This window comes from Streptomyces sp. NPDC031265 (assembly GCF_055570295.1).
Genome location: NZ_JBVIHM010000019.1, coordinates 19,310 through 44,660, shown reverse-complemented (window position 1 = coordinate 44,660; position 25,351 = coordinate 19,310). Strand labels below are relative to the sequence as shown.

At 72.1% G+C, this 25,351-nt stretch carries 24 protein-coding genes; 12 read left to right on the top strand and 12 right to left on the bottom strand.

Annotated features, from left to right (window positions below; translation table 11 throughout):
• Positions 1-53 precede the first annotated feature (53 nt).
• Positions 54-896 carry a DUF1206 domain-containing protein gene (locus tag ACZ499_RS25965; RefSeq protein ID WP_468678371.1) on the top strand — a complete coding sequence of 281 codons (843 nt, stop codon included), beginning with the start codon at positions 54-56 and terminating at the stop codon, positions 894-896.
• A gap of 26 nt (positions 897-922) precedes the next feature.
• Here ACZ499_RS25965 and ACZ499_RS25960 read toward each other — a convergent pair whose 3' ends face one another.
• Complete coding sequence (locus ACZ499_RS25960) at positions 923-2,242, bottom strand: hypothetical protein (protein WP_468678369.1); 1,320 nt, start codon at positions 2,240-2,242, stop codon at positions 923-925.
• A 147-nt stretch (positions 2,243-2,389) separates the two neighbouring features.
• Between ACZ499_RS25960 and ACZ499_RS25955 the strand changes: the two genes are divergently transcribed.
• Positions 2,390-3,250: a SigB/SigF/SigG family RNA polymerase sigma factor gene (locus ACZ499_RS25955; RefSeq protein WP_385545286.1), complete on the top strand. Its 861-nt coding sequence runs from the start codon at positions 2,390-2,392 to the stop codon at positions 3,248-3,250.
• 235 nt (positions 3,251-3,485) lie between these two features.
• Here ACZ499_RS25955 and ACZ499_RS25950 read toward each other — a convergent pair whose 3' ends face one another.
• Both ACZ499_RS25950 and ACZ499_RS25945 read right to left on the bottom strand, forming a co-directional pair.
• A complete protein-coding gene (locus tag ACZ499_RS25950; RefSeq protein WP_385545284.1) occupies positions 3,486-3,851 on the bottom strand; it encodes an ATP-binding protein in 366 nt (121 codons plus the stop codon).
• Positions 3,852-4,169: 318 nt separating this feature from the next.
• On the bottom strand, positions 4,170-4,559 hold the full coding sequence (locus tag ACZ499_RS25945; protein WP_468678367.1) for a peptidoglycan-binding domain-containing protein: 390 nt from the start codon (positions 4,557-4,559) through the stop codon (positions 4,170-4,172).
• 350 nt (positions 4,560-4,909) lie between these two features.
• Here ACZ499_RS25945 and ACZ499_RS25940 point away from each other — a divergent pair, with 350 nt between their 5' ends.
• Entirely contained in the window at positions 4,910-5,554 is a 645-nt protein-coding gene (locus ACZ499_RS25940; protein WP_468678365.1) for a hypothetical protein, read from the top strand.
• A 109-nt stretch (positions 5,555-5,663) separates the two neighbouring features.
• On the opposite strand, the gene ACZ499_RS25935 is transcribed toward ACZ499_RS25940, so the two are convergent.
• Positions 5,664-6,884, bottom strand: a complete 1,221-nt coding sequence (locus ACZ499_RS25935) for a M4 family metallopeptidase (protein WP_468678363.1) — start codon at positions 6,882-6,884, stop codon at positions 5,664-5,666.
• Positions 6,885-7,050: 166 nt separating this feature from the next.
• On the opposite strand from ACZ499_RS25935, the gene ACZ499_RS25930 reads away from it, so the two are divergent.
• The gene (locus tag ACZ499_RS25930) at positions 7,051-8,742 is read left to right on the top strand and encodes a sigma-70 family RNA polymerase sigma factor (protein WP_468678361.1); all 1,692 of its coding nucleotides are present in this window, start codon (positions 7,051-7,053) and stop codon (positions 8,740-8,742) included.
• A 6-nt stretch (positions 8,743-8,748) separates the two neighbouring features.
• Here ACZ499_RS25930 and ACZ499_RS25925 read toward each other — a convergent pair whose 3' ends face one another.
• Positions 8,749-10,830, bottom strand: a complete 2,082-nt coding sequence (locus tag ACZ499_RS25925; RefSeq protein WP_468678360.1) for a SpoIIE family protein phosphatase — start codon at positions 10,828-10,830, stop codon at positions 8,749-8,751.
• 171 nt (positions 10,831-11,001) lie between these two features.
• Positions 11,002-11,280 (bottom strand): hypothetical protein, encoded by a 279-nt coding sequence (locus ACZ499_RS25920; protein ID WP_468678359.1) that lies wholly within the window; start codon positions 11,278-11,280, stop codon positions 11,002-11,004.
• Between the two features lie 267 nt (positions 11,281-11,547).
• Between ACZ499_RS25920 and ACZ499_RS25915 the strand changes: the two genes are divergently transcribed.
• The gene (locus tag ACZ499_RS25915; RefSeq protein WP_468678357.1) at positions 11,548-11,949 is read left to right on the top strand and encodes an STAS domain-containing protein; all 402 of its coding nucleotides are present in this window, start codon (positions 11,548-11,550) and stop codon (positions 11,947-11,949) included.
• An 11-nt stretch (positions 11,950-11,960) separates the two neighbouring features.
• Positions 11,961-12,434: an ATP-binding protein gene (locus tag ACZ499_RS25910; RefSeq protein ID WP_468678356.1), complete on the top strand. Its 474-nt coding sequence runs from the start codon at positions 11,961-11,963 to the stop codon at positions 12,432-12,434.
• Positions 12,435-12,446: 12 nt separating this feature from the next.
• Here the strand turns inward: ACZ499_RS25910 and ACZ499_RS25905 are convergent, their stop codons facing one another.
• Complete coding sequence (locus tag ACZ499_RS25905) at positions 12,447-13,364, bottom strand: SigB/SigF/SigG family RNA polymerase sigma factor (RefSeq protein ID WP_468678354.1); 918 nt, start codon at positions 13,362-13,364, stop codon at positions 12,447-12,449.
• 171 nt (positions 13,365-13,535) lie between these two features.
• Here ACZ499_RS25905 and ACZ499_RS25900 point away from each other — a divergent pair, with 171 nt between their 5' ends.
• Positions 13,536-13,952 (top strand): ATP-binding protein, encoded by a 417-nt coding sequence (locus ACZ499_RS25900; protein WP_468678353.1) that lies wholly within the window; start codon positions 13,536-13,538, stop codon positions 13,950-13,952.
• Positions 13,953-13,991: 39 nt separating this feature from the next.
• Here the strand turns inward: ACZ499_RS25900 and ACZ499_RS25895 are convergent, their stop codons facing one another.
• A complete protein-coding gene (locus ACZ499_RS25895) occupies positions 13,992-14,498 on the bottom strand; it encodes a DUF6328 family protein (RefSeq protein WP_468678351.1) in 507 nt (168 codons plus the stop codon).
• Positions 14,499-14,655: 157 nt separating this feature from the next.
• Here ACZ499_RS25895 and ACZ499_RS25890 point away from each other — a divergent pair, with 157 nt between their 5' ends.
• From ACZ499_RS25890 to ACZ499_RS25880, 3 genes are read left to right on the top strand one after another with little or no spacing between them, the layout of a single operon-like run.
• Positions 14,656-15,705: an iron-containing redox enzyme family protein gene (locus ACZ499_RS25890; protein ID WP_468678350.1), complete on the top strand. Its 1,050-nt coding sequence runs from the start codon at positions 14,656-14,658 to the stop codon at positions 15,703-15,705.
• Positions 15,706-15,756: 51 nt separating this feature from the next.
• Complete coding sequence (locus ACZ499_RS25885) at positions 15,757-16,410, top strand: HemK2/MTQ2 family protein methyltransferase (RefSeq protein WP_468678348.1); 654 nt, start codon at positions 15,757-15,759, stop codon at positions 16,408-16,410.
• Complete coding sequence (locus ACZ499_RS25880; protein WP_101386583.1) at positions 16,391-16,588, top strand: CDGSH iron-sulfur domain-containing protein; 198 nt, start codon at positions 16,391-16,393, stop codon at positions 16,586-16,588. The genes ACZ499_RS25885 and ACZ499_RS25880 overlap by 20 nt, the downstream gene beginning before the upstream one ends.
• Before the next feature lie 3 nt (positions 16,589-16,591).
• On the opposite strand, the gene ACZ499_RS25875 is transcribed toward ACZ499_RS25880, so the two are convergent.
• Genes ACZ499_RS25875 through ACZ499_RS25865 form a run of 3 tightly spaced genes read right to left on the bottom strand, consistent with a single transcriptional unit; the run spans position 16,592 to position 20,320 of the window.
• Positions 16,592-18,679, bottom strand: a complete 2,088-nt coding sequence (locus ACZ499_RS25875; RefSeq protein ID WP_468678346.1) for a xanthine dehydrogenase family protein molybdopterin-binding subunit — start codon at positions 18,677-18,679, stop codon at positions 16,592-16,594.
• A 22-nt stretch (positions 18,680-18,701) separates the two neighbouring features.
• Positions 18,702-19,688, bottom strand: coding sequence for an FAD binding domain-containing protein (locus ACZ499_RS25870; protein ID WP_468678344.1), 987 nt, complete (start codon positions 19,686-19,688; stop codon positions 18,702-18,704).
• Positions 19,685-20,320, bottom strand: a complete 636-nt coding sequence (locus tag ACZ499_RS25865; RefSeq protein WP_468678342.1) for a 2Fe-2S iron-sulfur cluster-binding protein — start codon at positions 20,318-20,320, stop codon at positions 19,685-19,687. The genes ACZ499_RS25870 and ACZ499_RS25865 overlap by 4 nt, the downstream gene beginning before the upstream one ends.
• Before the next feature lie 188 nt (positions 20,321-20,508).
• On the opposite strand from ACZ499_RS25865, the gene ACZ499_RS25860 reads away from it, so the two are divergent.
• A complete protein-coding gene (locus tag ACZ499_RS25860; RefSeq protein ID WP_468678340.1) occupies positions 20,509-21,600 on the top strand; it encodes a carboxylate-amine ligase in 1,092 nt (363 codons plus the stop codon).
• Between the two features lie 46 nt (positions 21,601-21,646).
• On the opposite strand, the gene ACZ499_RS25855 is transcribed toward ACZ499_RS25860, so the two are convergent.
• Positions 21,647-24,073 (bottom strand): ATP-binding cassette domain-containing protein, encoded by a 2,427-nt coding sequence (locus tag ACZ499_RS25855; RefSeq protein WP_468678338.1) that lies wholly within the window; start codon positions 24,071-24,073, stop codon positions 21,647-21,649.
• A 324-nt stretch (positions 24,074-24,397) separates the two neighbouring features.
• Between ACZ499_RS25855 and ACZ499_RS25850 the strand changes: the two genes are divergently transcribed.
• A complete protein-coding gene (locus ACZ499_RS25850; RefSeq protein WP_468678337.1) occupies positions 24,398-25,198 on the top strand; it encodes a SigB/SigF/SigG family RNA polymerase sigma factor in 801 nt (266 codons plus the stop codon).
• Positions 25,199-25,351: the final 153 nt, after the last annotated feature.

Here is a 25,351-nt window from a genome sequence, read left to right as displayed (position 1 = left end):
GGTGGAGGGGTTGCGCGCGTCGGCCCGGGGCACCCGCATACCGGGAGGTGGCCGTGGACGTGGGTGCGGTGACGGTGTCGGGGCGGGGCAGGGCCCGGCGGGCGGCTCGGGGCCCGGTGGTCGAAGGGGCCGCACGGGCCGGGTTCGCGGCGCGCGGTGCCATCTACTTGCTGGTGGGGCTGCTCGCCGCGCGAGTGGCCGAGGGAAGCGATCGCGGCCAACAGGCCGACCGTGAGGGAGCGTTGGCGGAGATCGCGCACCGGCCGCTGGGCACGCCCGTCCTGTGGGCGCTGGCGGTGGGGCTGGCCGGCATGGCCCTGTGGCGCCTGTCCGAGGCACTCTTCGGCGCCGCCGGAGCCGAGGGGCACAAGGCGCGCAAACGCCTGCTCTCCGGTGCGCGTTGCCTCTTCTACGGCTTCGTGGCGTACACCGTGTCGACCTACGCGCTCGGTGACCGCCGCAGCGAAGGCGGCTCCAGCGACCGCACCTCCCAGGACCTCACGGCCCGGCTGCTCGATCTGCCGGGCGGGCGGTGGATGGTCGGTGCGGCCGGAGTGGTCGCGGCCGGAGTCGGTGGGTGGATCGCGGTACGGGCGGCGCTGCGCAAGTATCACGACCGGATGCGGCTCGGCGAGATGTCACCGCGCACCCGCCTTTTGGTGGACTGCACGGGTGTGGCCGGCGGGGTGTCGCGCGGCGCCGTCTTCGCCGCGGCCGGCGGCTTCGCGCTCTGGGCGGCGGTCGGGTTCGACCCCGGCCGGGCCAAGGGCATGGACGACACCCTGCGCTCCTTCACCCAGACCCCGGCCGGTCCCTGGCTGCTCTTCGCGGTGGCCGCGGGCCTCGCGCTCTTCGGACTGTTCTCCTTCGCGATGGCACGCTGGCGCAAGTTCTGAACGGCCGGGCGACACCACGTCGGGCGTCAGGCGAACTTGGAGCTGGGCACCGGGCCGGTCGACGTCAGCCGGGTGCGCTCGCCCAGGAGCCACGAGCCCCGTACGGCCGTGACGAACTCGGTGAAGCGCTCGTCCGGATCCGCGGGCGTCTCGCCGTCGCCCTCGCTCGGGGACGGGTCGGCGCCGACGATCTCGGCGGCGATCACCGCGTCCGGGCGCTCGTCGGCCCCGGCCCGCTCGACCTCGCCGTCCTCGCCCGCGCGCAGCTGCCCGTCCCAGGGCGCGACCACCGACTGGTGCAGCAGCGCGACGCTGTCGGCGGTGATGACGGGCGGGTCGGTCCAGCTGCTCGCGTGCTCGTGGAGCACCTGCCCGGGGACCCGCTCCTGGAGCCGCCCGAGGACCTCGGGGCCCTCGTCGACCGCCGCCAGCTCGTTCAGGTCGTACGCGATCAGCACGGTGTCCTCGCGCCCCGGCGCGAACGGCTCGGCCGGGAGCCCCAGCACGTCGGCGGCGGCCAGGCCGAGGATCCGGCTGCCCCGGTCGGGCAGCAGCGACACCGAGCGCGGCCGCACCCCGGCGGCGTCAAGGAGTGCCTTCAGCCGCAGCAGCCCCTGGAGGCACTCGCCGTACGAGTCCTGCAGCCAGGCGTACCGGCCGTTCATCCCGGCACCGAAACCGAACGGGGAGAGCGTGCCCAGCACCGTACCGCCCATGACGAACTGCCAGCCGCGCACATCGGCGTGGTCGAGGGCGCTCACAGGGCCGGCGCTCGCGGCGCGCTCCAGCATGTGCCGCTGGCGCCGGTGCGCGGGCAGCCACATCGGGTCCTCCGGGGCGGGCAGCAGCCCGTGCTGGCGGTTCGCCAGGGCCAGGTCGCCCGCCATGATGGCGTTGAAGACCAGCAGATAGCGGTCGGGCCACTCCTCGAAGCCGCTCTCGTGGCGCGCCAGCAGCTCGACCGCCTCGCCGTGCCGGTTCTCGCTCTCGTACGCGGCCACCAGCTCGCGCATCACCTGGAGCGCGCCCGAGTTGCGGGTCAGTACCTCGCGCAGGGCGGGGACGGCGAGGAAGGACAGGCCGCGCTCGATGCACGCGTACCCGAAGTCGTACAGGGCCCGGTCGTCGTCGGGGCGGGCCGCCACCGCCGCGGCGGCCCGGTCGAGGTCGTCGAAACCGGCCGCCTTGGCGGCGCGCCCGGCCACGAGCGCCACCTCGCCCAGTGGCAGGTCCTCCCCAGCGGTCCGGAGCAGCCGCACGGCGCCGGGTGTGTCACCCGCGTCCAGGCACTCCCAGGCCTTGAGGAGTTCGGCGGACTTCGGACGGCGGTGCTTGCGCGAGAACATGCCCGCGATCCTCTCCGACGGCGGGTGCCGCGCTCAAATCATTTCGGCCTGTTCGGAAATGAGTCCGTGTGAGAGGGGACTTCCTGGGTACACGCTCTTGGCATCGGAGCATGTTGGAAGGCGTACAGGTCGGTCCAGGGAGGGATCATGACGACGGTCGAGGTCGGAACCATGGTGGGTCAGCGGAGCCAGGTGGCACCCGAGCTGCCTTTGGTCGAGTGCCCCGACAAACTCGCGCCACGTGACGCACGGGAGTTGTCGCGGCTCTTCTTCGAGCAGCTTGCGGTACTGGAGGAGGGGACGCCCGGCTATCAGTACGCGCGCAATACCCTCATCGAGATGAACATGTCGCTCGTGCGATTCGCCGCGCGGCGCTTTCGCCAGTACGCGGACGAGATCGAGGATGTCGTCCAGGTGGGCATGATCGGACTGATCAAGGCCATCGACCGGTTCGAGCTGTCGCGCGAGACGCAGTTCGCCACATTCGCCGTGCCCTACGTCGTCGGCGAGATGAAGCGCTTCTTCCGCGACACGACCTGGGCCGTACACGTCCCGCGCCGCCTGCAGGAGCGCCGGACGGAGCTGGGCAAGGCCCGGGCCGAGCTGGAGAGCCGCCTGGACCGCTCCCCCACCGTCAAGGAGCTGGCCGAGCTGATGGACATCAGCGAGGAGGAGGTCCTGGAGGCCCAGCTGGCCGCCAACGGCTACCACTCCTCGTCCCTCGACGCCGCCCTGTCCGGCAACGAGGAGGAGGGCGAGGCTGCCCTCGCCGACATCATCGGCAGCGAGGACCCGGCCATGGAGCTGGTCGAGGACTTCCAGGCCCTCGCGCCCGCGATGGACACCCTGACCGAGCGCGAGCGTTTCGTCGTGCATCTGCGGTTCGTGGAGGAGCGCACCCAGGCGGAGATCGGTGAGACGCTCGGCGTCTCCCAGATGCAGGTCTCCCGCATCCTGCGCCGGATCCTCACCAAGCTCCGCACCGGCATGGGCATCGCCACGGAGTGACGCGGGTTCGGGTGGCTGTCGGCGGCGTACGGGCCAGTACGCCGCCGACACCCATCTGCTGGTATCTGCTGAGCGTCCCCGCCACGTACGCCCTCGGCCTCCTGAGCTTCGCCCAGCTCTCAGCGGTGTACGTGGTCGTCGCCGCGGTCGGCACCGCCCTGACAGACCTGGGGGGTCGGCCGACCGGTTTCGCCGGGCCGCTCACGGCCTCACGCCGCCCAGCTCACAGCGGCGATCACAGCGGCAGGAAGACCTGGATGCGCTTGCCTCCGGCGGGCAGCAGGCTGACGGTGACACTGGTCGCCAGGCGGCAGATCATCGGCCATCCGTAGCCGCCGGGGGTGAAGTCACCGCTCGGCTCCTTCGTCGACGGCAGCCCCGTGCTCGCGTCCTCGACCACCAGCCGCAGCCCCACACGGTCCGCCATCGCCTCGAAGGCCGTGACGCCGCCCGCGTGCCGCAGCGCGTTCGTCACCAGCTCCGACGTCACGAGCAGCGCGTCCGCGACCGCCGGGTCCTGCGTCGACAACGGCGATCTGTCCAGCGCGGCGCCCAGCAGCGTCTTCACGCGCCTGCGCGCCTCCGCGGCGTCGACCGGCACGAGTCCGGTCCTCCATGTTGGAGCCGTTTCCTCACTCACCTCACTGCCCCCGTCCTGCATGCGGAACCGCCCGCACTCGCCCCTGCGCACTTGCCCAGGGTTCCCATGAGTCAATCCCCCTCGCTTTCACGAAAGAGCCGCCCCGACCGCCGCCGGGCCGGACCGCACAGGGTACGGGGACAGGGGCGACCCCGTCGCGACGGGGGACGCGACGGGGCCTGGAGTCCAGGTGCCCCGGTGCGACGGGACCATGCTGGTGATGCCGGTCACAGCCCACGTGACAGCACGGGCACGGGCACCGGCACCTGTGCGGCCCGGTCAGTTCTTGGTCGGGACGACCGCCCAGCAGCCGTCGGTCCGCCACACGTCCTTGCCGCCGTTGTTCTGGGCCACCATGAACTCGATCGTGCCGCCGGTGTTCGGGCCCACGATCCCGTCGACCGGGAGGTGCCAGAAGCGCTGGAAGTTCACCACGGCGTCCTTGGTGTTCTTTCCGTAGACGCCGTCCACGGCCAGCTTGGTACCCGCGTACGCGTTGAACGCGCGCTGGACGCACTTGATCCCGGCCTTGTTCCCCGATCCCGTACCCATGTTGGCGACGCCCGGTTTGGCCTGCGCCGCGGTGGCGCCGAGCAGGCTCCCCACCATCAGCGCGGCCGCGCTCAGAGCGACCGACACCCGACGTCCGTTGACGTTGACAGCACTCATGTCGTCTCCCGTTTCCGCGTCCGTTTTCCCATGCGAATTCCGGCAACCGCACACTGGGCGACTGCTGCTGACGGGACATCAGACCGAGGTTTCATTCCGGGGTGAACTTTCGCGGTAGGCAACCGTGGTCCACCTACCACGCCGGTCGTAGGACGTGTTCGATAACCGGCGGTCCCCGCGTGATCGAGAGACTCACCGTTTCTCTCATCAACTCTTTAGTGTGCAGGCGATTCAGACGGGCTGCGTTTATTTGGGTTAGGTGTGTATCTTTCTGCGTACTCGCCTGTGCTGTGCCCGCAGCAAGGGCCGGCATCCGGCGGCACCATCCAGCACGAGGAAAGCGAACTCCCATGGCGGACGAGCCGGACACCACCACACTCAAGGACCAGTACGCGGCGCGGGTCACCGCAGATCTGGATGCCAACCAGCAGGACCAATCACGCATCCGCGCCGAACTCGACACACTCAAGGGCCAGCTCGAAGCCCTGGAGCGGGACCACGGCCTGCTGCAGACCATGCACCACACCCTCACCGGCGCCCCGGCGAAGGCCACCCCCACGAAGGCCACCCCCGCCAAGTCCGTTCCCGCGAAGGCCGCCGCACCGGCGAAGGTACCCACCCCCCGGACGAAGAAGACCGAGGTCAAGGCCGCGGCGGCCAAGCCCGCGCGGACCCCGCGCAAGAACACGGCTCCGGCGAAGACCGCTTCCCGGGGCAAGGCGGAGACCTCCGGACCCTCCCTGCGCGAAGTCGTCCTCGGCCTCTTCGACGGACACCAGGAGCCGCGTACGGTCTCCGACATCCTCACCGAACTGACGACCGCCCACCCCGACCGCAAGACCAGCCCCCAGGTCGTCCGCAATACCCTCGAAGCACTCGTCGCCAAGGGCGAACTGGAGCGGGAGCGCAAGCAGGGCTCCGTCTTCTACACGGCCCGCCCGGACAAGACGCCTGCCGTGACGCCCACCGCGGACGCCGTTCCCGTGAAGGCCTGACACTTCTCATCCGCCGGGTTGGATCGGGTCGATGACTTTCCCGCCGTACCGCATCAGCCGCATGGAGCCCGGCGGACAGCACCTGTCCGCCGAGCCTCGTGCTCCCTGGTCAGGCGCAGCGGCCTGCGAGCCGGGGGCACGTCACCACATCGCTGATGCCGGCGGTCGCGTCGAGCCACACCACCTGGCGCCCGCTCGCCGCGGCGGCCGACAACTGCTCGCCCCGGTTGCACGACATCCGCTCCCCGCGCACACCCTCACCAGTGGGTGAGGCCGCCGGGAACTGCCAGAGCTCGGCGAGCGACTCGTTGCGGTACTCGGTGTCGGGGATCCGGGGGCCTTCCCCAAGCGCGACGGTCACCGCGTCCTCGGAGGCGGTGAGGTCGTAGCCGCCCAGCCCGTCCGGGCCGCTCTCCGGGCTGAGGTCGACCACGCCGGAGCCGTCGAACCCGGCCCGGCGCAAGGCCGTCCTGCCATCACCGTCGACCTCGTCGGTCAGCCAGAAGACGTGGGTGTGGTTGATGGCCGTCGGGCCGAGGCTCGCACCCGCCGTGGACCGCTGGACCACCGTGTCGGCACCCGTGGCGACGTGGACGACACGGGTGCCGTACTCGTAGACGGCCGCGCGCACCCGCCGCATGTCCTGGTGGACGACCTTGCCGTTGCTCACCGACGGGAAGGGCGAGCGGTGGTAGGTGCCGCCGCCGATCTGGACCACGTTCGCCGGTTCCTTCATGCTCAGATAGGCCACGCCCGGCCTGCCGCCGTAGTTGTAGTACGGGAAGGCCACGGTGCCCCCGTCGACGGACGTGGAGCTGCCCACGCTGCGGCTGGTGTGCCACAGCACCTTGACCGGTCCGCCCGCGGGCGGCCGGGCCAGGATGTCCACGCCGCTCGCCCCGTACGCCTGCCACGCCACGTTCTTGCCGTCGGTCGCCGGGTTGACCTGGTAGCGGCCGTCGGTGGGGCTCATCAGCTTCAGCCGGCCCTTGCCGTCGGCGCCGCCCCGACGTCCTCGCGCACGTCCCACAGCGCGCCCGCGAAGATGGAGGAGTTGAGGTGGACACCGCCGTTGTCCGCCTCGAAACCGGCGCCGATGCAGGACTTGGCGGTGGTCCGCCCGTCGTTCAGGTAGCGCAGCGCGCAGGCGCGCGGGGACTTCGTCCGGCACAGCGTCGCCCACCAGGCCCGAGTCCGGGTTGTCGGTGGGAATGCCGTACGCGTCCGTCTCGATGGCGTTGCCGAAGTAGTCCGCGAGCGCCTCGTTCATGGCGTCGGACTGCCCCGTGTAGACCAGGTTGGCGGAGTTCTCGATGACTCCGTGAGCCATCTCGTGACCCGACGGACGGTGTGACGCGGCGTGACCGAGGGCGCGAAAAAACTCCCTCCACGTTTTTCGTTATCCGCCGGTCCCCCGTCGATCTCCCACGGTGGAGAAGCAGTCGGTTGGAGCCCGGAGACCACCGGGGCCCGGGGAGAGTGGACGAGGCGTGAACATGGAGTACGGGACGGCCACGGTCGAGGCGGCGCGAGCCGGTGATCAGCAGGCCCAGGACGAGCTCGTCGCGGCCTGCCTGCCGCTGGTGTACAACATCGTCGGGCGGGCGCTGAACGGTCACGCCGATGTCGACGACGTGGTCCAGGAGAGCGTGCTGCGGATGCTCGACGGCCTGGCGGGGCTGCGGGATTCCGGCAGCTTCCGGTCGTGGGTGGTGGCCATCACCATGAACCAGCTGCGCCAGTACTGGCAGCGCGCCCGCACCCGGCCGGACGGCACCGGCATCCAGGAGACGAGCGACCTGCCCGACCCCGGCGCCGACTTCGTCGACCTGACGATCCTGCGGCTCGGGCTCTCCGGGCAACGCAGGGAGGCTGCCGAAGCCACCCGCTGGCTGGAGCCGGAGGACCGGGGGCTGCTCTCGCTGTGGTGGCTGGAGACGGCGGGGTGCCTGACCCGGGCCGAGGTGGCCGCGTCGCTCGAACTGTCCCCGCAGCACACGGCCGTACGCGTGCAGCGCATGAAGGAGCGGCTCGACGCGTGCCGCCAAGTGGTACGGACCCTCGCGGTCGCCCCGCGCTGCCACGAACTCACCGGCCTGCTCCCGCTCTGGGACGGTGTGCCCTCCGCACTGTGGCGCAAACGCATCACCCGGCACACCCGCGTGTGCCCGGTCTGCTCCGGCCTCGGCAGCGGACTCGTACCGCCCGAAGGCCTGCTGGCGGGGCTCGCCCTGGTTCCGGTGGCCTCGGCGGCCGGTCTGTTCGCGGCCCTGGCCGCACACCGGGGTACCGCGCCCATGGCGTACGGGGTGGCCGATGGACCCCAACCCGAAGGGGCCACGGCGGAGCCCGTACGGGCGCAGTCGGCGCCCGGCCGCCACCGCCAGGCACCCCGTGGCCGAGGCGCGCACGCCGAGGCGGCGACCCGGGGCGAGCTCCGCCGCGACCGGGACCGTGCCAGGCGGCGGCGCCGTGCCGCCGCGGTGCTGGCGGGCGCCACCGCGATAGGCGGCCTCGCCGTGGTCATCCATCTCTCGAACGATCCGTCCGCGCCCGGCCACACCGTCGCGGACGCCCCGGCCGACGCCACCGTCACGACGGCGAGCCCCGACGGCGCCACCGCCACCGGGCCGTCGCCCACACGGTCGCCCAACTCGGCCTCTCGGAAGCCGAGTTCATCGCCGTCACCGAGCCGATCGGCCGCCTCGCCGAAGCCGGCCGCGCACAGCCCCGCACCGCGCAGTGCCGCCGCACGAACTCCCGCGTCGCACTCCCCCAGCGCCCCGAACTCCCTCGCCAGGCAGGGGTCGACCGCCCAGCAGGTGATCGCGCTGGTCAACACCGAGCGGGCCAGGAACGGCTGCGGACCCGTGACCGACAACTCCCGGCTCGCCACGGCCGCGCAGCGCCACTCCGACAACATGGCGGCACAGAACTTCTTCGACCACACCGACCCGAGCGGGGCGGGCCCGGGCGAGCGCATCCACGCCGCCGGCTACCAGTGGTCCACCTACGGCGAGAACATCGCCCGCGGCCAGCAGACCCCGGCCGACGTCATGAACTCCTGGATGAACAGCCCCGGGCACCGCGCGAACATCCTCAACTGCGCCTTCAGGGAGCTGGGGGTCGGGATCCACAACGGCTCCGGGGGCCCCTGGTGGACCCAGGACTTCGGCACGAAGATGTGAGCCCGGTCAGGTGTCCGCGAGTGCGTGGACCCGGGCGATGAGCAGGGCGACGTCGTCGTGGGTGTCCGGGCGGCGCAGGGCCGCGAGGAGGAAGTCGCAGGTGTCCTCCAGGGGGCGGCTCGGGCCGGTCAGCAGATCGGTGAGGGTCGCCAGACGGGTGTCGATGTCCTGGTCGCGGGTCTCGATCAGACCGTCGGTGTACAGGACGAGATCGTCCCCCGGGTCGAGGGTGACGGCGGTGGTCGAGAACGGCACGCCGCCCACGCCCAGTGGCGCACCGGTGGGCAGGTCCAGGAGCCGGGGCGGGCGGCCGGGCCGCAGGTGCACCGGGGGTGGGTGACCGGCGACGGCGATGTGGCACAGGTGCGTGTGGGGGTCGTAGAGCGCGTACACACAGGTCGCCGTCGCATCGCCCAGATCGGCGGTGGCGGCGTCCAGATGGGTCAGTACGGTGGCGGGGTCCAGGTCGAGACGGGCCAGTGCGCGGGCCGTGGCCCGCAGTTGGCCCATGGTGGCGGCGGCGTTGATTCCGCTGCCCATCACATCGCCGACGACGAGGGCCGTACGGTCGCCGCTGAGGGCGATGACGTCGAACCAGTCGCCGCCGGTCTCGTCGTCGGCGGCGGCCGGCTGGTAGCGGTAGGCGATGTCCAGCCCGCTCGGGGCGACCGGGCGTTGGGGCAGGAGGTGGCGCTGCAGCATCAGAGCCGTCTCGCGCTGGCGCTGGTACCAGCGGGCGTTGTCGATGGACACGGCCGCGCGGGCGGCGAGTTCGGTGGCGAGCAGGACGTCGTCCTCGCTGAAGGGGGCGGGGTTGCGGGCGCGTTTGAGGTCGAGTGCGCCGAGGACCTGGCCGCGGGCGATGAGGGGGACGGCGAGGTAGGAGTGGACGCCGGCGGCGGCGAGGAGGTGGACGGCGTCCTCGTTGCGGGCGATGCGCGGCAGATCCTCGGGGCGCACCCGCGGGACGAGGACGGGGCGGCCCGTGCGGGCGCACTGGGTCACCAGCCGGGTGGGGCCGTACAGGGCGACGTCGCCGACCGGGTCGGCGGCCTTGGTGGCGGGGGTGGGGTAGGCCGCGTTGAGCGCCAGCGCGCGGAACCGCACGGCGCCGCCGTCCGCCTCCCCCGGCCGGGGACCGGCCAGGACGGTGTCGAGCACGTCGACGGCCGCGATGTCCGCCACCTCCGGGACGGCGACGTCGGCCAGCTCGCGGGCCGTCACCTCCAGGTCGAGGGTGGTGCCGATGCGGACGGACGCGTCCGCGATCAGTGACAGCCGGCGCCGCGCCTGGGCGGCGGAGACGGCCGCCTCGTGCTGCTCGGTCACATCGACGACGGACACCGCGATACCCAGGACGTGGCCCGCCTGGTCGTCGAGCCGGTACACCGACACCAGCCAGGCGTGATCCCGCTCGGGGTCGGCGGCGGTGCGGCCGGTGGTGAACTCGTCGAGCACCGGGCGTCCGCTCGCCATCACCTGGCGCATCCTCGTCTCGACCGTGGCCCCGTCCAGGAACGGCAGTACGTCGACGATCCGGCGCCCCAGGTGCTCGTCGGCCGGAATGCCGTTGATGCGCTCAAGGGCCGGGTTCACCAGGACGTACCGCAGCTCGGTGTCGAGGACCGCCAGGCCGATGGGCGACTGGTCCACGAGCCGCAGCGAGAGGGCCAGATCGCGCTCCACCCGCCGCAGCGTGGCCTGCTCGGAGGCCAGGCCCAGCGCGAACATACGGCCGTTGTCGGCTTCGAGGCGTACGTTGCGGAACTCCACCAGGAGCGTGCTGCCGTCCTTGTGCCGGACGGGGAACACCCCCGCCCAGGTGCCCTCACCGGACATCACCTGGGCGAAGAGACCCAGCACCACATGGCGGTGCTCCTCGTCCACCAGCAGCTTCGCGGCGTACTGCCCGAGGGCCTCCTCGGCGGTGTACCCGTACACCCGTTTGGCCTGCGGACTCCACAGCCGGATGCGGCCCTCGGCGTCAAGGACTACCGCGGCCACCCCGAGCACGTCCAGCAGACCACCGGCCACCAGCGACGGATCTCTCGCCCCCGAACGGGCCGGGAAGGACTGCGCACCAGCCATCACCGGCCTCCTCACCCGTACGCCCCTGTGCGGGACACGCCCGCTGGCCAGGCCCAGGCCGATCGGCACGACTTTCCGCCTTCCATGCTGCGCCCGGACGCCCGCGCGTGCGACCGGGCGCGGTCCTCGGTCGGCCGAACGGCGTGCGGAGCGGCGTGGCGGCGGGCGCCCTCACTCCTTGTCGCGTCGGCCCCGCAGGACGAAAAACGCCGCCGCCACGGCCACCGCGGCCAGCACGAGCTGCTGGGGGTGGGCGCGCCCGGCCACCGCTGCCACGGCCGTCGCCCGGCGTACGGGCGCGGGGGTGTGGTCCCGGACCGTGCGGGCCGCCTGGCCGACCGCCGTCTGGACCCCGGCCACCGCCTCGGTCGTCCTGTGGGTGGCGTGCGTCGTGCGTCCCTTCACGTCCGCCTCGGCCGCGAGCCTGGCCGCGCTGTCGGTGATGCCCATCGGTGCCCCTCTCTCGTTCTCCGGATTCTCACGCTGTCTTCCGGGTCACCCCGTATCAGCAGCTCAAACCGGACAGGCATCGATACGGGGCGCGGGCCGGGGCACACACACGGCTCGGCCACACCGATCGCGACGCCGCCCGGGCCGGGCAGGATGAGTGGGCCGGACCCACGGCCCCGCCCGCGCACTAGAGCGCCGATCATTGGGCACTCTCCCTACAGGCGCCGGTGCGGAGCACCGGGCAGTGGCAAAGGAGGCGGGTGACTCATGGCAGCGGACACGAGCGACGACTCGCATGACGGGAGCACCGCCGGAGGCAGACGGTTCGCCGTCGCGGCGCGGCGGATCGGCGGGATCGCGGTGCTCTCGCTCACCGGTGAGCTGGACCACGACACGGTGAAGCCGTTGCGTGCCGCGCTCGCGGAGCAGATCACCGAGGCCCCGGAACGGATCGTGGTCGACTGCGCCGCTCTGTGGTTCTGCGACTCGACCGGGCTGAACGCGCTGCTGCGGGCGCGGGCGGCGGCCGCGCAGACCACGGGCGCCGGCATCGAGCTCGTGGCGCTCCAGCCGCCCGTCGCCCGGATGTTCGAGATCACCGGTGCGGACGCGGTGTTCCGTATCCACTCCGACCTGGGCCAGGCGCTCGCGGGCCGCCCGCCGGAGTAGCGGAGAAGGCGATGGGCGACACGAGCCGGGCCGGGCGAAGCCAGATCCGCCGCCTTGAGCTCTTCGGCACGAAGGGCGTGGTGACCCGCTGCCGGGACTTCACCGCGCACGCGCTGGCCGACTGGGGGTGGACCACGGCCGTGCAGGAGGACGACCGCGCACGCGTGGACGATGTGCTCCTGCTCGTCTCCGAGGTCGTCACCAACGCCTGTCTGCACGCGGGCGGCCCCCGCGAGCTGGTGCTGCGCCACGAGGACGGCCACCTCCGGGCGGAGGTGGCCGACGGCAGTCCCGTCGCCCCCACACGCCGCCCCCGGGCCCCCTCGCTGCCCGGCGGTCACGGTCTGATGGTGCTCGACCGGCTCGCCGGGGACTGGGGCTCGATGCCGGTGGGGACGGGCAAGGTGGTGTGGGTGGAGGTCGTACTGCCCTCGCGGCAGCGCACGCACTCGCCCGGGTACCGCCACTCTCCCGAGAGCCGCTGACCGGGCTCCGGCCTATTCGACGGTGCCCGATTCGGCGGCGACGGATTCGGGGACGTCTTCGAGCAGCCCCGCACGCAGGTGTTCCAGGATCTGGGCCAGCAGGCGGGAGACGTGCATCTGCGAGAGTCCCACCCTGGCGCCGATCTCGGCCTGCGTGAGCTCCTCGCCGAAGCGCAGGGAGAGCAGAGTGCGCTCGCGGTCCGTGAGGCCCGCGATGAGCGGTTTGAGGGATTCCAGCGAGTCGACGACGTCGAACGCGCCCTCCTCCTCGCCGAGCCTGCACATGAGGCCGACGGCGGCCCCGCTTTCGTCGTCCGGGATGTCGAGCGAACGCGCCATGTACCCGTTGGCCGCCTGCTCGCCCTCGACGACCTCGGCCTCGGTCACCCCGAGGTGGACGGCCAGCTCCGCCGTCGTCGGCGGGCGGCCCAGCTCCTGGCCGAGTACCTCCAGGGCCCTGGCCATCCGCAGACGCAGCTCCTGAAGCCTGCGGGGTACCTGGACCGCCCAGCTGGTGTCGCGGAAGAACCGCTTCATCTCACCGGTGATCGTGGGCAGCGCGAAGGAGGAGAACTCCACTCCCCGCTCGACCTCGAAGCGGTCGATCGCCTTGATCAGTCCGATGGTGCCGACCTGGACGATGTCCTCCATCGGCTCGGCGCGGTTGCGGAACCGCCGCGCCGCGAACTTGACCAGGCTGAGGTTGAGCTCGACCAGCGTGTTCCGTACGTACGCGTGCTCGGGCGTGCCCTCGTCGAGCTCGGCCAGGCGCCGGAACATGGTCTCCGAGAGGGACTGCGCGTCGTCGGTGCTCAGGGCCTCGGGCCTGGCCACCTCGGGTAGGCCGTCCAGCGCGCGGCTGCGGCCCGTGGCCGCCGGTGCCACGGGCGGCGATTCCGTGCGGATGGTGTCTTCTCGGGCGGTTGGCATAGGGCTCCTTCGACGGGGCGGGGGCCTGCGCCGCCGGTTGGCGGCGGGGTCCGTCGTCCGAGCGTCCTGACAACGTGATGCCCTTTTCACAGTGGTTTGATGCCGATTGCGGTTCATCCATCGCGGTCCGGGTACTCGCCCGGCATGAATCGCGGGCACGCCATCCCACACGTGACAGAGTGTCGCCGGTTCAGCCTCGAACAGGGACCCGGTGTGGTGGGCCGGTGCCGCGATCTGACCCGTGAGGTCCTCGACGAGTGGCTCGGCCCGCGTGGCGCGGAGAGGCGCGCCGTCGTGGAGGACGTGCTGCTGCTGGTCTCCGAGGTGGTCACCAATGCGTGCCGGCACGGTGACGACCCGTACGAACTCCGCCTCGACCGCATCGACGGCAAGCTGTGGGTGCAGGTGAGCGACCACAGCCCCCTGCGGCCGCGCCCGCACGGGAGGCACCGCCCGGCCCGGTCGTCGGGGCACGGCCTGTATCTGCTGCAGAGGCTTTCGTCGGCTTGGGGCTGGGTGCCGCGCGGAGCGGGGAAGACCGTGTGGTTCGAGATGCCCGTGGGCCTTCCGACCGATCCGGCCCATTGACGGGCCGGAGGTCACCCGGGTGGCCCCGGAGGCGGGCGCTCAGTCCGCCTCACCCTCCGTGTGCCAGTGGCGCACCCACAGCGGCAGCACGAACCAGCACACCAGGTACCAGGCCACCACCGCACCGACCAGCCACGGCCAGTACCCGCCGTGCGACGCCACCCGCAGCACCAGGACGAGCGACGAGGTCATCGTGGCGAACAGCAGCACGAGCCCGACGACGGTGAACCGGGAGGCCCACGCGACGGCCGTGGGTTTGACGTGGCGGCCGGAGAGGATCCGGTGGAAGGAGACCGGAGCCACCAGGGCGCCGGTGGTCGCCGATCCGAGCACGACCGTACTGACGTAGATCGCCTTGTCGGTGTCGCCGAGTTGGTGGAAGAGCGGGGTGAAGGCCACGGTCAGGAGGAACCCGAAGAGGATCTGCACGCCCGTCTGGGCCACCCTGACCTCCTGGATGAGGTCGCCCCACTTGCGGTCCGCGCGCCCCTCGACGGTTTCGTCGCGCCCGTCGTCGGTACGCCGCTTCCTGTCGTCGCTGTCCATCACGGCCTCCTGCCACTCTCCGTGCCCCGGCACGGCCATCCGCTCCCGCGGTGCACTAGGGGTCACGCATCGGTACCCGCTCTGACAGATCGCAATCCGAGGGGCACCGCCGGGAGGGGCAGCGGATGCGCCGACGTACAGCGGGTACACACAGGCCATGACCATCGATCAACGAGGCCCCGCCCTGCCGGACGGCCGCGGTGAGGTCTCCGCGGCGGTGATCGCCCACCTGCGCGGCGACGGCACCCCCTTGCCGGACGCGCGGGCGGCCGCCGACGCCGACCCCTACGGCGACGACCTCCAGCTCGCGCTGTACGTCTGCTACGAGCCGCACTACCGGGGTTTCGCCGGGGTGGACGACGCCTGTGAATGGGATCCCGCGCTGCTCACCGCGCGCGCTCTGCTGGAGGCCCGGTTCCTCGACGCCCTGCGGCGCGACGCGGCACGCGCGCACGACGTGGACGAGGCCCTGGGCGAACTGCTCGTCGAGCCCGTCCACGGCACCGGTGTCTCGCACTACCTCCAGGAGGAGGGCCGCCTGTGGCAGCTGCGCGAGTACGCCGCCCAGCGCTCGCTCTACCACCTCAAGGAAGCCGACCCGCACGCCTGGGTGCTCCCCCGGCTGTGGGGCCGGGCCAAGGCCGGGATGGCGGCGGTGGAGTTCGACGAGTACGGCGGCGGGCGCGCCGAGCGGGTGCACGCCCGGCTCTTCGCCGACCTCATGACCGACCTCGGCCTCGACACGGCATACGGCCACTACCTGAACGCCGGGTCGGCGCGCATGCTCGCCACGGTGAACCTGATGTCGTTGCTCGGGCTGCACCGGAGCCTGCGGGGCGCACTCGTCGGCCACTTCGCCACCCTTGAGGTCATCTCGTCGCCCGGTTCCCGGCGCATGGCGCTCGCGATGAAGCGCGCGGGCGCGGGGCCGGCCGCCGAGCTCTTCTACACCGAGCACGTGGAGGCCGACGCGGTGCACGAGCAGGTGGTGCGGCACGAGGTGATCGGCGGCCTCCTGGAGCAGGAGCCGCAGCTCGCCCCCGATGTCGTGTTCGGCATCGACGCCACCATGTTCCTGGAGGACCGCTTCGGCGAGGACCTGCTGGGGCACTGGCGGGCGGGGCGCACCTCACTGCGGGCGCCCCTCGACGACGGAGAAACCGCCCCGGTCCCCCTGTCCGCCGGGCCGAAATCGGAATCCGACTGATAAACGCGTATTTACAAGGATCTTTCCTGCATTGCCGGGCACTCGGCATACATGACTCTTCTGGCCCCACCCGGCGTCTACACCCCACAGGCCGACACCGCGCTGCTGGCCGAAGCCCTGCGCGACGAGCCGGTGCCGCCGGGTGCCCACATCCTCGATGTGTGCACCGGCACCGGCGCACTGGCCCTCGCCGCGGCCCGGCGCGGTGCCAGGGTGACCGCCGTGGACATCTCCTGGCGTGCCGTTCTCACCGCACGCCTCAACGCCCGGCTGACCGGTCTGCCGGTGCACGTGGTGCGCGGAAACCTGCTGGCGCCGGTCGCGGGACGCGCGTACGACCTCATTCTGAGCAATCCGCCCTACGTGCCCGCGCGCACCGCCACCGCTCCCCGGCACGGCGCCGCACGGGCCTGGGACGCCGGGCACGACGGGCGGCTGCTCGTGCGCCGTATCTGCCGCGAGGCACCCCTCCTGCTGCGCCCCGGCGGTGTGCTCCTGCTGGTCCACTCCGCGCTCAGCGGCCCGGAAGCGAGCCTGCGGGAGCTGCGCGGCGCGGGGCTGAAGGCGGCGGTGGCCGCGCGGCGGTTCATCCCCTTCGGGCCGGTCCTGCGGGCCCGGCGGGCGTGGCTGGACGCGCAGGGTCTGATCGAGGACGACGAGACGACGGAAGAACTGGTGGTCATCCGTGCCGAACGACCCGTCTGACAAGCCGCGCCGCATCCGAGTCCGGCGCGAGGGGCCCGTCCTCGTCGAGGGGCCGGTGGAAGTCGTCCTGGAGGACGGCACCAGCGCGGTCTCCGACCGCTGTGTGGTCGCGCTGTGCACCTGCCGTCGCAGCCGGACCTACCCGTGGTGCGACACCAGCCACCGCCGCCGCGTATGAGCGTCAGACGTGTACGCGGTCCGGGGTGAGCGGCAGCTCCCGGAAGCGGACGCCGGTGGCGTGGTGGACGGCGTTGCCGATCGCGGCGGCCGTTCCCACGATGCCGATCTCCCCGATGCCCTTGCTGCCCATCGGGTTGAGGTGAGGGTCCTCCTCGTCGATCCAGTGCGCCTCGATCGCGGGCACGTCGGCGTGGCTGGGCACGTGGTAGCCCGCGAGATCGCTGCCGATGAAGGCGCCGGAGGCGGGGTCCACACTGCCGCCCTCGGTGAGCGCCATGCCGAGGCCCATGACCATGCCGCCGATGAACTGGGAGCGGGCGGTGCGCGCGTTGAGGATCCGCCCCGCCGCGTACACCCCGAGCAGCCTCCGCACCCGCACCTCCCCGGTGTCCGTGTCGACGGCGGCTTCGGCGAAGTGGGCGCCGAACGCGTGCCGCGCGTAGGGGGATTCCGCATCCGCCTTCCCCGCGGTGTCGGCGGACGCCGTGAGTCCCCCGGGCGGCAACGGGCCGGACCGCTCGGCCAGTTGAGCGGCCAGGGACCGGCACGCCTCGTCCACGGCCCAGCCCCAGGACGCCGTGCCGGCGGAGCCGCCCGCGAGCGGCGCGCTGGGCAGCCCGGTGACGCCGATCTCCGTACGGACCGACTCCACCCCGACGCCGAGCGCCTCCGCCGCGATCTGGGCGAGTACGGTACGGGCGCCGGTGCCGATGTCGGTGGCGTTGAGCCGTACGACGTACAGCCCGTCGGGGTGGGCGGTGACCGTCGCGCGGCTGGGCGAGACCAGCACCGGATAGGTGGCGGCCGCGACCCCGGTGCCTGTCAGCCACGGCCCCGAACGCCGTACGCCCGGCCGGGGGTCGCGCCCGTCCCAGCCGAAGCGCGCCGCGCCCTCGCGCAGGCACTCGACGAGGTGCCGGCTGCTGAAGGGGTGTCCGCTGTCCGGCTCGGCCGGGGGTTCGTTGCACACCCGCAGGTCGATGGGGTCCATACCGAGGGCGCAGGCGAGTTCGTCGACGGCGGACTCCAGGGCGTACATGCCGGGTGTCTCGCCGGGGGCGCGCATCCAGGACGGGGTGGGGACGTCGAGGGCCACCGCCCGGTGGCTCGTGCGGCTGCTCCCGCTGGCGTACATCACGCGGGCGGGCACCGCCGCCTGCTCGACGAACTCCTTGACCCGCGAGGTGTGCGTGGTGACCTCGTGGATCAGCGAGGTGAGGGTGCCGTCGGGCCGGGCACCGAGCCGGACGCGGTGCAGGGTCGGGGCGCGATGACCGACCAGCTCCGTCAACTCACGTCTGGGCAGGGCGAGTTGGACGGGACGTCCGACGTGCCGGGCGGCCAGTGCGGCGAGGACGACATGGGGGCGGGGTGTGCCTTTGGAGCCGAAGCCGCCGCCGACGTGCTCGCAGACGACGCTCACCCGTTCCTCCGGCAGGGCGAAGAGCTTCGCCAGGATGGCGCGCACGGTGTCGCCGCCCTGGCTGGAGTCGAACACGGCGAGCGCGTCGTCCTGCCAGAGCGCGGTCGCCCCGTGCGGCTCCATGGGGTGGTTGTGCAGCGGGGGCACCGCGTACGACACGTCCACCCGGACCGCCGCTTCGGCGAACGCGCCCTCCGGATCGCCCTGCCGACGCTCCCCGGGATGGCCCCCGTTGACCTCCTCCGGACTGTAGGCCTCCGGGTGGTCCCTGGTCAGGGTCACATCGTGCGGCTCGCTCGCGTAGCGCACCCGGACGGCTCCGGCGGCGTCCCGTGCCGTCTCCAGGGTCTCGGCGACGGCCAGGGCGACCGGCCAGCCGTGGTGCGGCACCTGGGAGTCCTGGAGCACGGCCAGGGTCGGATCGCCCGCGTCGGCGAGACGGGCGGCGGAGTCCGGAGTGAGGACGGCCAGCACACCGGGCAGCGCGAGTGCGGCCGAGACATCGAGGGAGACGACCTTGCCGCGCGCCACGGTGGCGGGCACCGGCCAGGCGTGCACCCGGCCGGGCGGCGCGTACTCCGTGGCGTACTTGGCGGCGCCGGTCACCTTCGCGCGGCCCTCCCGGCGCTCGACGGGCGCGCCCAGGGCGCTCGGGGACGGTCCCACGGCGGTTCTCCTCTCGGGGTGTTCAGGACCTGGCGATCAGCGAGCCGAGCACTTCGCGGGCAAGGTCGCGGGCGAGCGACACCTTGTACGCGTTGTCGCGCAGCGGGACGGCGGCGGCGAGCTCGGCCTCCACGGCCTGGGCGACCGCCTCGGGGGTGGGTGCGCTGCCCAGCAGCGCGGCCTCCGTCCGCCGGGCGCGCCACGGGCGGTGGGCCAGGCCGCCGAACGCGACCGCGATGTGCCGGACGACTCCGCCCTCCACCTGGACGGCGGCGGCGACGGAGGCGAGCGCGAAGGCATACGACGCCCGGTCCCGCGCCTTGCGGTAGCGCGAGACGGCGCCGTGGGGCAGGGGCGGCAGCAGCACCCCGGTGATGAGCTCGCCGGGGCGGATCACGGTGTCCTGGTCGGGGCTGTCCTGCGGCAGCCGGTGGAATTCGGTCAACTCGACCGTCCGGCCGCCGCCGGGCCTCGCCAACTCGACCACCGCGTCGAGGGCCGCAAGCGCCACGGCCAGGTCGGAGGGGTGGGTGGCGACGCAGTGTTCCGAGTGGCCGAGCACCGCGTGGTCGCGGTTGACGCCGTCCAGGGCGCCGCAGCCGCTGCCCGGCACCCGTTTGTTGCACGGCTTGGACACGTCCTGGAAGTAGGCGCAGCGGGTGCGCTGGAGGAGGTTTCCCGCCGTGGTGGCCACATTGCGCAGCTGGCCCGAGGCGCCGCTGAGCACCGCCTGCGACAGCACCGGATACCGCTCGCGGACCAGCGGATGCGCGGCGAGCTCGGTGTTGCGCACGGTCGCGCCGAGCCGCAGCGCGCCGTCGGGCAACTCCTCCACCTGGTCGAGCGGCAGCCGTGTGATGTCGATGAGCACGTCGGGCCGTTCCACGCCGAGCTTCATCAGATCGACGAGGTTGGTGCCGCCGGCCAGGTACCGGGCCTCCGGGCGGCCCGCGTGGGCGGCTGCCGCCTCCGCGACGGTCCCGGCCCTCACATAGGACATCGGCTTCACGCGGTGACCTCCCGCACGGCCACATCCCGTACGACCACTTCCTGCACGGCCTCCACGATGTACGGATACGCCCCGCAGCGGCACAGGTTGCCGCTCAGCCGCTCCCGGATCTCCTCGGCGGTCAGCCGCACGGGGGCGCCGGTCGGCCGTTCGGTGTCGGTGACGACCGACGGCTGACCGTGTCTGGCCTCGTCCAGCATGCCCACGGCCGAGCAGAGCTGCCCCGGTGTGCAGTAGCCGCACTGGAGCGCGTCCCGGTCCAGGAACGCCTGTTGCAGAGGATGCAGATCGCCGTCCGTGCCCACCGCATCGGCGAGCCCCTCGATGGTGACGACCTCGCGTCCCTCCTGCGCGACCGCCAGCAGCAGACAGCTGTTGACCCGTCTGCCGTCTACGAGCACGGTGCACGCCCCGCACTGGCCCTGGTCGCAGCCCTTCTTCGACCCGGTGAGGGCGAGGTGCTCGCGCAGCAGGTCGAGCAGCGTGGTGCGGTGGTCGAGCTCGATGACATGGGCGGCGCCGTTCACCCGCAGGGTCACGCGCGAGTGCGTCGGCGGGAGCGCCCCGCCCCGGTCGGCCGGTTCGGAGCCTGGCTCGGGCCTGTGCTCACGCGGGCCATCGCTTGCTTCCATCCTCACGGCTCCTCCGTCTGACGCGTCGGCGGCGTCTCCACCCTCGTACAGCCGACGCCCTCCGGCATCTCGGCGGCCCGTCCCGCTGCTCCGCCCGCCGGTCGTACGGCGCCGCCCCGGGCCCGTACCGGCCGACTGGCGCAAACGCACACCGGTTCGAGTGGTCCGGACGCGGGTAATCACCTCTCATGCTCACCTTTGGGGTCGAAGAAGAGTATTTGCTGGTGGACCCCGTGACCGGCCGGCCCCTGCCCCGTTCGGAAGAGGTACGGGCGCTGACCGGACCGGATACGGTCGACGAGCCGGAGGTACAGCTGGAGCTGCTCCAGGCCCAGCTGGAGGTCGCGACCCCGGTCTGCCTGGCCCTGGGGGAGCTCGGCAACCATCTGGTGCGCCTGCGGCACACGGTGGGGACCGCGGCGGAGCAGCTGGGCTGCCGGGTCGCCGCCGTGGGGGCCGCCCCCGTCAACGGCGCGGGCCCCGTCCCGGTCACTCCACGGCCCCGCTATCTGGCGATACAGACGAACGCGGGGCAGCTGGTCGACGAGCAGCTGATCAACGGCATGCACGTGCACGTCGGAGTACCCGACCGGGAAGTCGGCGTCGCCGTCCTCAACCGGATCCGCGTCTGGCTTCCCACCCTGCTCGCCATGTCGGCGAACTCACCGCTGTGGCACGGCCGCGACACGGGATTCGCCAGTTGGCGCACCCTCGTCTTCAGTCGCTGGCCCGTCAGCGGCCCCCCGCCGCGCTTCGCCGACCTCGACGACTACGAGACCCGCACGGAAGCCCTCATCAACGCCGGGGCGGTCAGCGACAGCGGGCAGTTCTACTGGCACGCACGCCTCTCCGAGCGCTACCCGACCATCGAGGTGCGCTGTCTGGACGTGCAGGTGCGGGTCGACGAGGCGGTGATGCTCGCCGGGATCATCCGCGCCCTGGTCGCCACCGCCATCCGGGAGCACAAGGACGGCGACCCCGTACCGGAATGCCCCCTCGAACTGCTCCAGGCCGCGACCTGGCGCGCCGCCCGGGAAGGGCTGAACGGGGTGCTCCTCGACCCCGCCGGGCAGCGCCGCAGCTGCGGCGACGTGCTGTGCCAGCTGGCCCGGCACATCGGCCCCGCCCTGGAGGCCGCGGGCGACGGGCTTGAGGTGAACTCCCTGATGCAGCGCCTCCTGCGCCGGGGTACCGGCGCCGACCGGCAGCACCGCGCCTTCACGGAAGGCGGCATTCCGGCGGTGATCGACCTGGTCACGAGCCAGAGCGTCAGGACCTAGCACTCCGGCTCCCGCTCCCGCCGTACGGTGTCCACGAGGGCGCGGTTCACGCGCCGACGTACTGCGCGAGGTGCTCGCCCGTAAGGGTGGAGCGGGCGGCGACCAGGTCGGCGGGGGTGCCCTCGAAGACGATCCGGCCGCCGTCGTGGCCCGCGCCGGGGCCGAGGTCCACGATCCAGTCGGCGTGCGCCATGACCGCCGGGTGGTGTTCGACGACGATGACCGACTTGCCGGAGTCGACGAGCCGGTCGAGCAGGCCGAGCAGCTGCTCGACGTCGGCGAGGTGGAGGCCGGTGGTCGGCTCGTCCAGGACGTAGACGCCGCCCTTCTCGGCCATATGGGTGGCCAGTTTGAGCCGCTGCCGCTCGCCGCCGGACAGGGTGGTGAGCGGCTGGCCGAGGGTGAGGTAGCCGAGTCCGACGTCGGAGAGCCGGGTGAGGATCTTGTGCGCGACCGGCGTGCGCGCCTCGCCGTCGGCGAAGAACTCCTCCGCCTCGCTCACCGGCATCGCCAGCACCTCGCTGATGTCGCGGCCGCCGAGGTGGTGGTCGAGGACCGATGCTTCGAACCGCTTCCCCTCGCACTCCTCGCAGGTGGTGGCGACGCCGGCCATCATCGCCAGGTCGGTGTAGATGACCCCGGCGCCGTTGCAACTGGGGCAGGCACCCTCGGAGTTGGCACTGAACAGCGCCGGCTTCACACCGTTGGCCTTGGCGAACGCCTTGCGGATCGGGTCGAGCAGCCCGGTGTACGTGGCGGGGTTGCTGCGCCGGGAGCCCTTGATGGCTCCCTGGTCGACCGAGACCACGCCCGCGCCGGGCGGGATCGAGCCGTGGACCAGGGAGCTCTTGCCGGAGCCCGCCACACCGGTGACCACGCAGAGCACGCCCAGCGGCAGGTCGACGTCGACTCCGCGCAGGTTGTGCGTGGTCGCACCACGGATCTCCAGCGTGCCGCCGGGCGTCCGCACCTTCTCCTTGAGGGCGGCGCGGTCGTCGAGATGCCGGCCGGTGACGGTGTCACCCGCCCGCAGCCCCTCGACGGTGCCCTCGAAGCAGACGGTGCCGCCCGCCTGCCCCGCACCGGGGCCGAGGTCGACGACGTGGTCGGCGATCGCGATGGTCTGCGGTTTGTGCTCCACCACGAGCACCGTGTTGCCCTTGTCGCGCAACCGCAGCAGCAGCTCGTTCATCCGCTGGATGTCATGGGGGTGCAGCCCCGTGGTGGGCTCGTCGAAGACGTACGTGACGTCGGTGAGCGAGGAGCCGAGGTGGCGGATCATCTTGACCCGCTGGGCCTCGCCGCCCGACAGCGTGCCCGACGGCCGCTCAAGGGCGAGGTAGCCGAGGCCGATCTCCACGAACGAGTCGAGCGTCCGTCGCAGGGTCGCCAGGAGCGGCGCCACCTTGGCGTATCCCCTGCCCGAAGAGCTTGGGGACGGCTCGTCGAGGCCACGGACCCATTCGGCCAGGTCGCTGATCTGCATCGCGCAGGCGTCGGCGATGCTGACCCCCTCGATCTTCGACGACCGGGCCGCCTCGCTGAGGCGGGTGCCGCCGCACTCGGGGCAGGCGGTGAAGGTGACCGCCCGGTCGACGAACTCCCGGATGTGCGGCTGCATCGCCTCCCGGTCCTTGGAGAGCATCGACTTCTGGATCTTCGGGATCAGCCCCTCGTAGGTGAGGTTGACGCCCTCGACCTTGACCTTGGTCGGCTCCCGGTAGAGGAAGTCCTGCATCTCCTTCTTGGTGAACCTGCGGATCGGCTTGTCCGGATCGAGGAGGCCCGACTCGGCGTAGACCCGCACGGTCCAGAAGCTGTCCGACTTCCAGCCGGGGATGGTGAACGCGCCCTCCGCGATCGACTTGGAGTCGTCGTAGAGCTGGGTGAGGTCGATGTCGGTGACCGAGCCCCGGCCTTCGCAGCGCGTACACATACCGCCGGTGCGGTTGAAGGTCGCCGTAACGGCCTTGGTCCTGCCGGCCCCGCGCTCGACCGTGATCGCGCCGCTCGCCCGGACCGAGGGGACGTTGAAGGCGAACGCGTTGGGCGAGCCGATGTGCGGCTGCCCGAGCCTGCTGAAGAGGATGCGCAGCATCGCGTTGGCATCGGTGGCGGTGCCGACGGTGGAGCGGGGGTCGGCGCCCATCCGCTGCTGGTCGACGATGATCGCGGTCGTCAGCCCTTCGAGGACGTCGACCTCGGGCCGCGCCAGATTGGGCATGAAGCCCTGGACGAAGGCGCTGTACGTCTCGTTGATCAGCCGCTGCGACTCCGCGGCGATCGTGTCGAACACCAGCGAGCTCTTGCCGGAGCCGGAGACGCCGGTGAACACCGTCAGCCGGCGCTTGGGGATCTCGACGCTGACGTCCTTGAGGTTGTTCACGCGCGCGCCGTGCACCCGGAGCAGATCGTGGTTCCCGCCACCCCGCGGCGCGGGCGACTCCGCGCCCGTCCTTTTGGCCGTGCCCATCGTGTCTCCCTCTGCCCTGCAGGGGCCGCCTCCGCGATCTGCGCCGGGATCGCGCCTGGCTCGATCTAACCAGCTCCCGGCAGCGGCGTCGCCCCCGTGGCGGAGACGGGTGCGGACAACGCCCCGGCATTCACACGGCCTCGCACCCAAAGTCATCCCTCGCACACGCCACGAAGTTCCCCGAATTCCGCTCCGCCGCATGCATACGGCCCGTTTCAGTGGAAATACGCTGCCACGGAATGGGCGGTGGCGGGGACCCGTGTCCCGGCCCTGCGCCCCATTCCTCTCGGCGGTGAACCCTTTGTCGCCCAAGGAGCGCAAGTCATGTCCACTCGCTGCGCCAATCGCCGCACGTATGACGACACACCGGATACCGATGAAGCGTTCGTACGGCTCGCCGCACTGCCGGACGGGCCCGAACGGGCAGCACTGCGCGAAGAGTTGGTGAATTCCTGGCTTCCCCTGTCGCAACGGCTCGCCGTGCGTTTCCACGACCGCGGCGAATCCGCGGAGGATCTGCGCCAGGTCGCCGCCGTCGGTCTGCTCAAAGCCGTCGACGGCTTCGATCCCGTCCTCGGCACGCCGTTCGTCGCCTATGCCGTTCCCACCATCACCGGCGAGATCAAGCGCCACTTCCGCGACCACATGTGGACCCTCCATGTGCCGCGCCGCGTCCAGGAACTCCGCAATCGCGTCCGCACGGCCCGCCACGAGCTGCAGTCCGCCGGAATCGGCGAACCGACCGTCCGGGAAGTGGCGGAACACACCGGCCTGAGCGAGACGGACGTACGGGACGGCCTGGAGGCCCTCGACAGCTTCCGCGCCATGTCCCTGGACGCCGAGCAGGCCGACGCGCAGAGCCCCTACACGCTGGCCGACACCCTCGGCTCCGAGGACCCGGCGCTCGACACGCTGATCGACCGCGAGTCCCTCAAGCCCGGTCTGCGCGAACTCCCCGCCCGCGACCGGAAGATCCTCTATCTGCGCTACTTCCAGGGCATGACGCAGAAGAACATCGGCCTCGAACTCGGCATCTCCCAGATGCACGTGTGCCGTCTGCTGCGTCAGTGCTGCACCCGCCTGCGCGACGAGGCGCTGTGTCCGGCGCCGGGCGAGGCCGCGTGACGCGAGCGGTTAAGCGTGAGCGGTGAAGCGGGTGATCATGCGGCGGGGGGGGGGGGGGGGGGGGGGGGGGGGGGGGGGGGGGGGGGGGGGGGGGGGGGGGTGGGGTTCGGTGTGTGGTGGTTTGTTGTTTTGTGGCTCCGTCATTCCTGCACT

Excerpts from the sequence above, each read along its gene's own strand:
- ACZ499_RS25960 (WP_468678369.1), bottom strand. The coding sequence starts at position 2,242 with ATGTTCTCGCGCAAGCACCGCCGTCCGAAGTCCGCCGAACTCCTCAAG.
- ACZ499_RS25955 (WP_385545286.1), top strand. The coding sequence starts at position 2,390 with ATGACGACGGTCGAGGTCGGAACCATGGTGGGTCAGCGGAGCCAGGTG.
- ACZ499_RS25945 (WP_468678367.1), bottom strand. The coding sequence starts at position 4,559 with ATGAGTGCTGTCAACGTCAACGGACGTCGGGTGTCGGTCGCTCTGAGC.
- ACZ499_RS25940 (WP_468678365.1), top strand. The coding sequence starts at position 4,910 with ATGGCGGACGAGCCGGACACCACCACACTCAAGGACCAGTACGCGGCG.
- ACZ499_RS25935 (WP_468678363.1), bottom strand. The coding sequence starts at position 6,884 with ATGGCTCACGGAGTCATCGAGAACTCCGCCAACCTGGTCTACACGGGG.
- ACZ499_RS25930 (WP_468678361.1), top strand. The coding sequence starts at position 7,051 with ATGGAGTACGGGACGGCCACGGTCGAGGCGGCGCGAGCCGGTGATCAG.
- ACZ499_RS25925 (WP_468678360.1), bottom strand. The coding sequence starts at position 10,830 with ATGGCTGGTGCGCAGTCCTTCCCGGCCCGTTCGGGGGCGAGAGATCCG.
- ACZ499_RS25920 (WP_468678359.1), bottom strand. The coding sequence starts at position 11,280 with ATGGGCATCACCGACAGCGCGGCCAGGCTCGCGGCCGAGGCGGACGTG.
- ACZ499_RS25915 (WP_468678357.1), top strand. The coding sequence starts at position 11,548 with ATGGCAGCGGACACGAGCGACGACTCGCATGACGGGAGCACCGCCGGA.
- ACZ499_RS25910 (WP_468678356.1), top strand. The coding sequence starts at position 11,961 with ATGGGCGACACGAGCCGGGCCGGGCGAAGCCAGATCCGCCGCCTTGAG.
- ACZ499_RS25905 (WP_468678354.1), bottom strand. The coding sequence starts at position 13,364 with ATGCCAACCGCCCGAGAAGACACCATCCGCACGGAATCGCCGCCCGTG.
- ACZ499_RS25895 (WP_468678351.1), bottom strand. The coding sequence starts at position 14,498 with ATGGACAGCGACGACAGGAAGCGGCGTACCGACGACGGGCGCGACGAA.
- ACZ499_RS25890 (WP_468678350.1), top strand. The coding sequence starts at position 14,656 with ATGACCATCGATCAACGAGGCCCCGCCCTGCCGGACGGCCGCGGTGAG.
- ACZ499_RS25885 (WP_468678348.1), top strand. The coding sequence starts at position 15,757 with ATGACTCTTCTGGCCCCACCCGGCGTCTACACCCCACAGGCCGACACC.
- ACZ499_RS25865 (WP_468678342.1), bottom strand. The coding sequence starts at position 20,320 with ATGGAAGCAAGCGATGGCCCGCGTGAGCACAGGCCCGAGCCAGGCTCC.
- ACZ499_RS25860 (WP_468678340.1), top strand. The coding sequence starts at position 20,509 with ATGCTCACCTTTGGGGTCGAAGAAGAGTATTTGCTGGTGGACCCCGTG.
- ACZ499_RS25855 (WP_468678338.1), bottom strand. The coding sequence starts at position 24,073 with ATGGGCACGGCCAAAAGGACGGGCGCGGAGTCGCCCGCGCCGCGGGGT.
- ACZ499_RS25850 (WP_468678337.1), top strand. The coding sequence starts at position 24,398 with ATGTCCACTCGCTGCGCCAATCGCCGCACGTATGACGACACACCGGAT.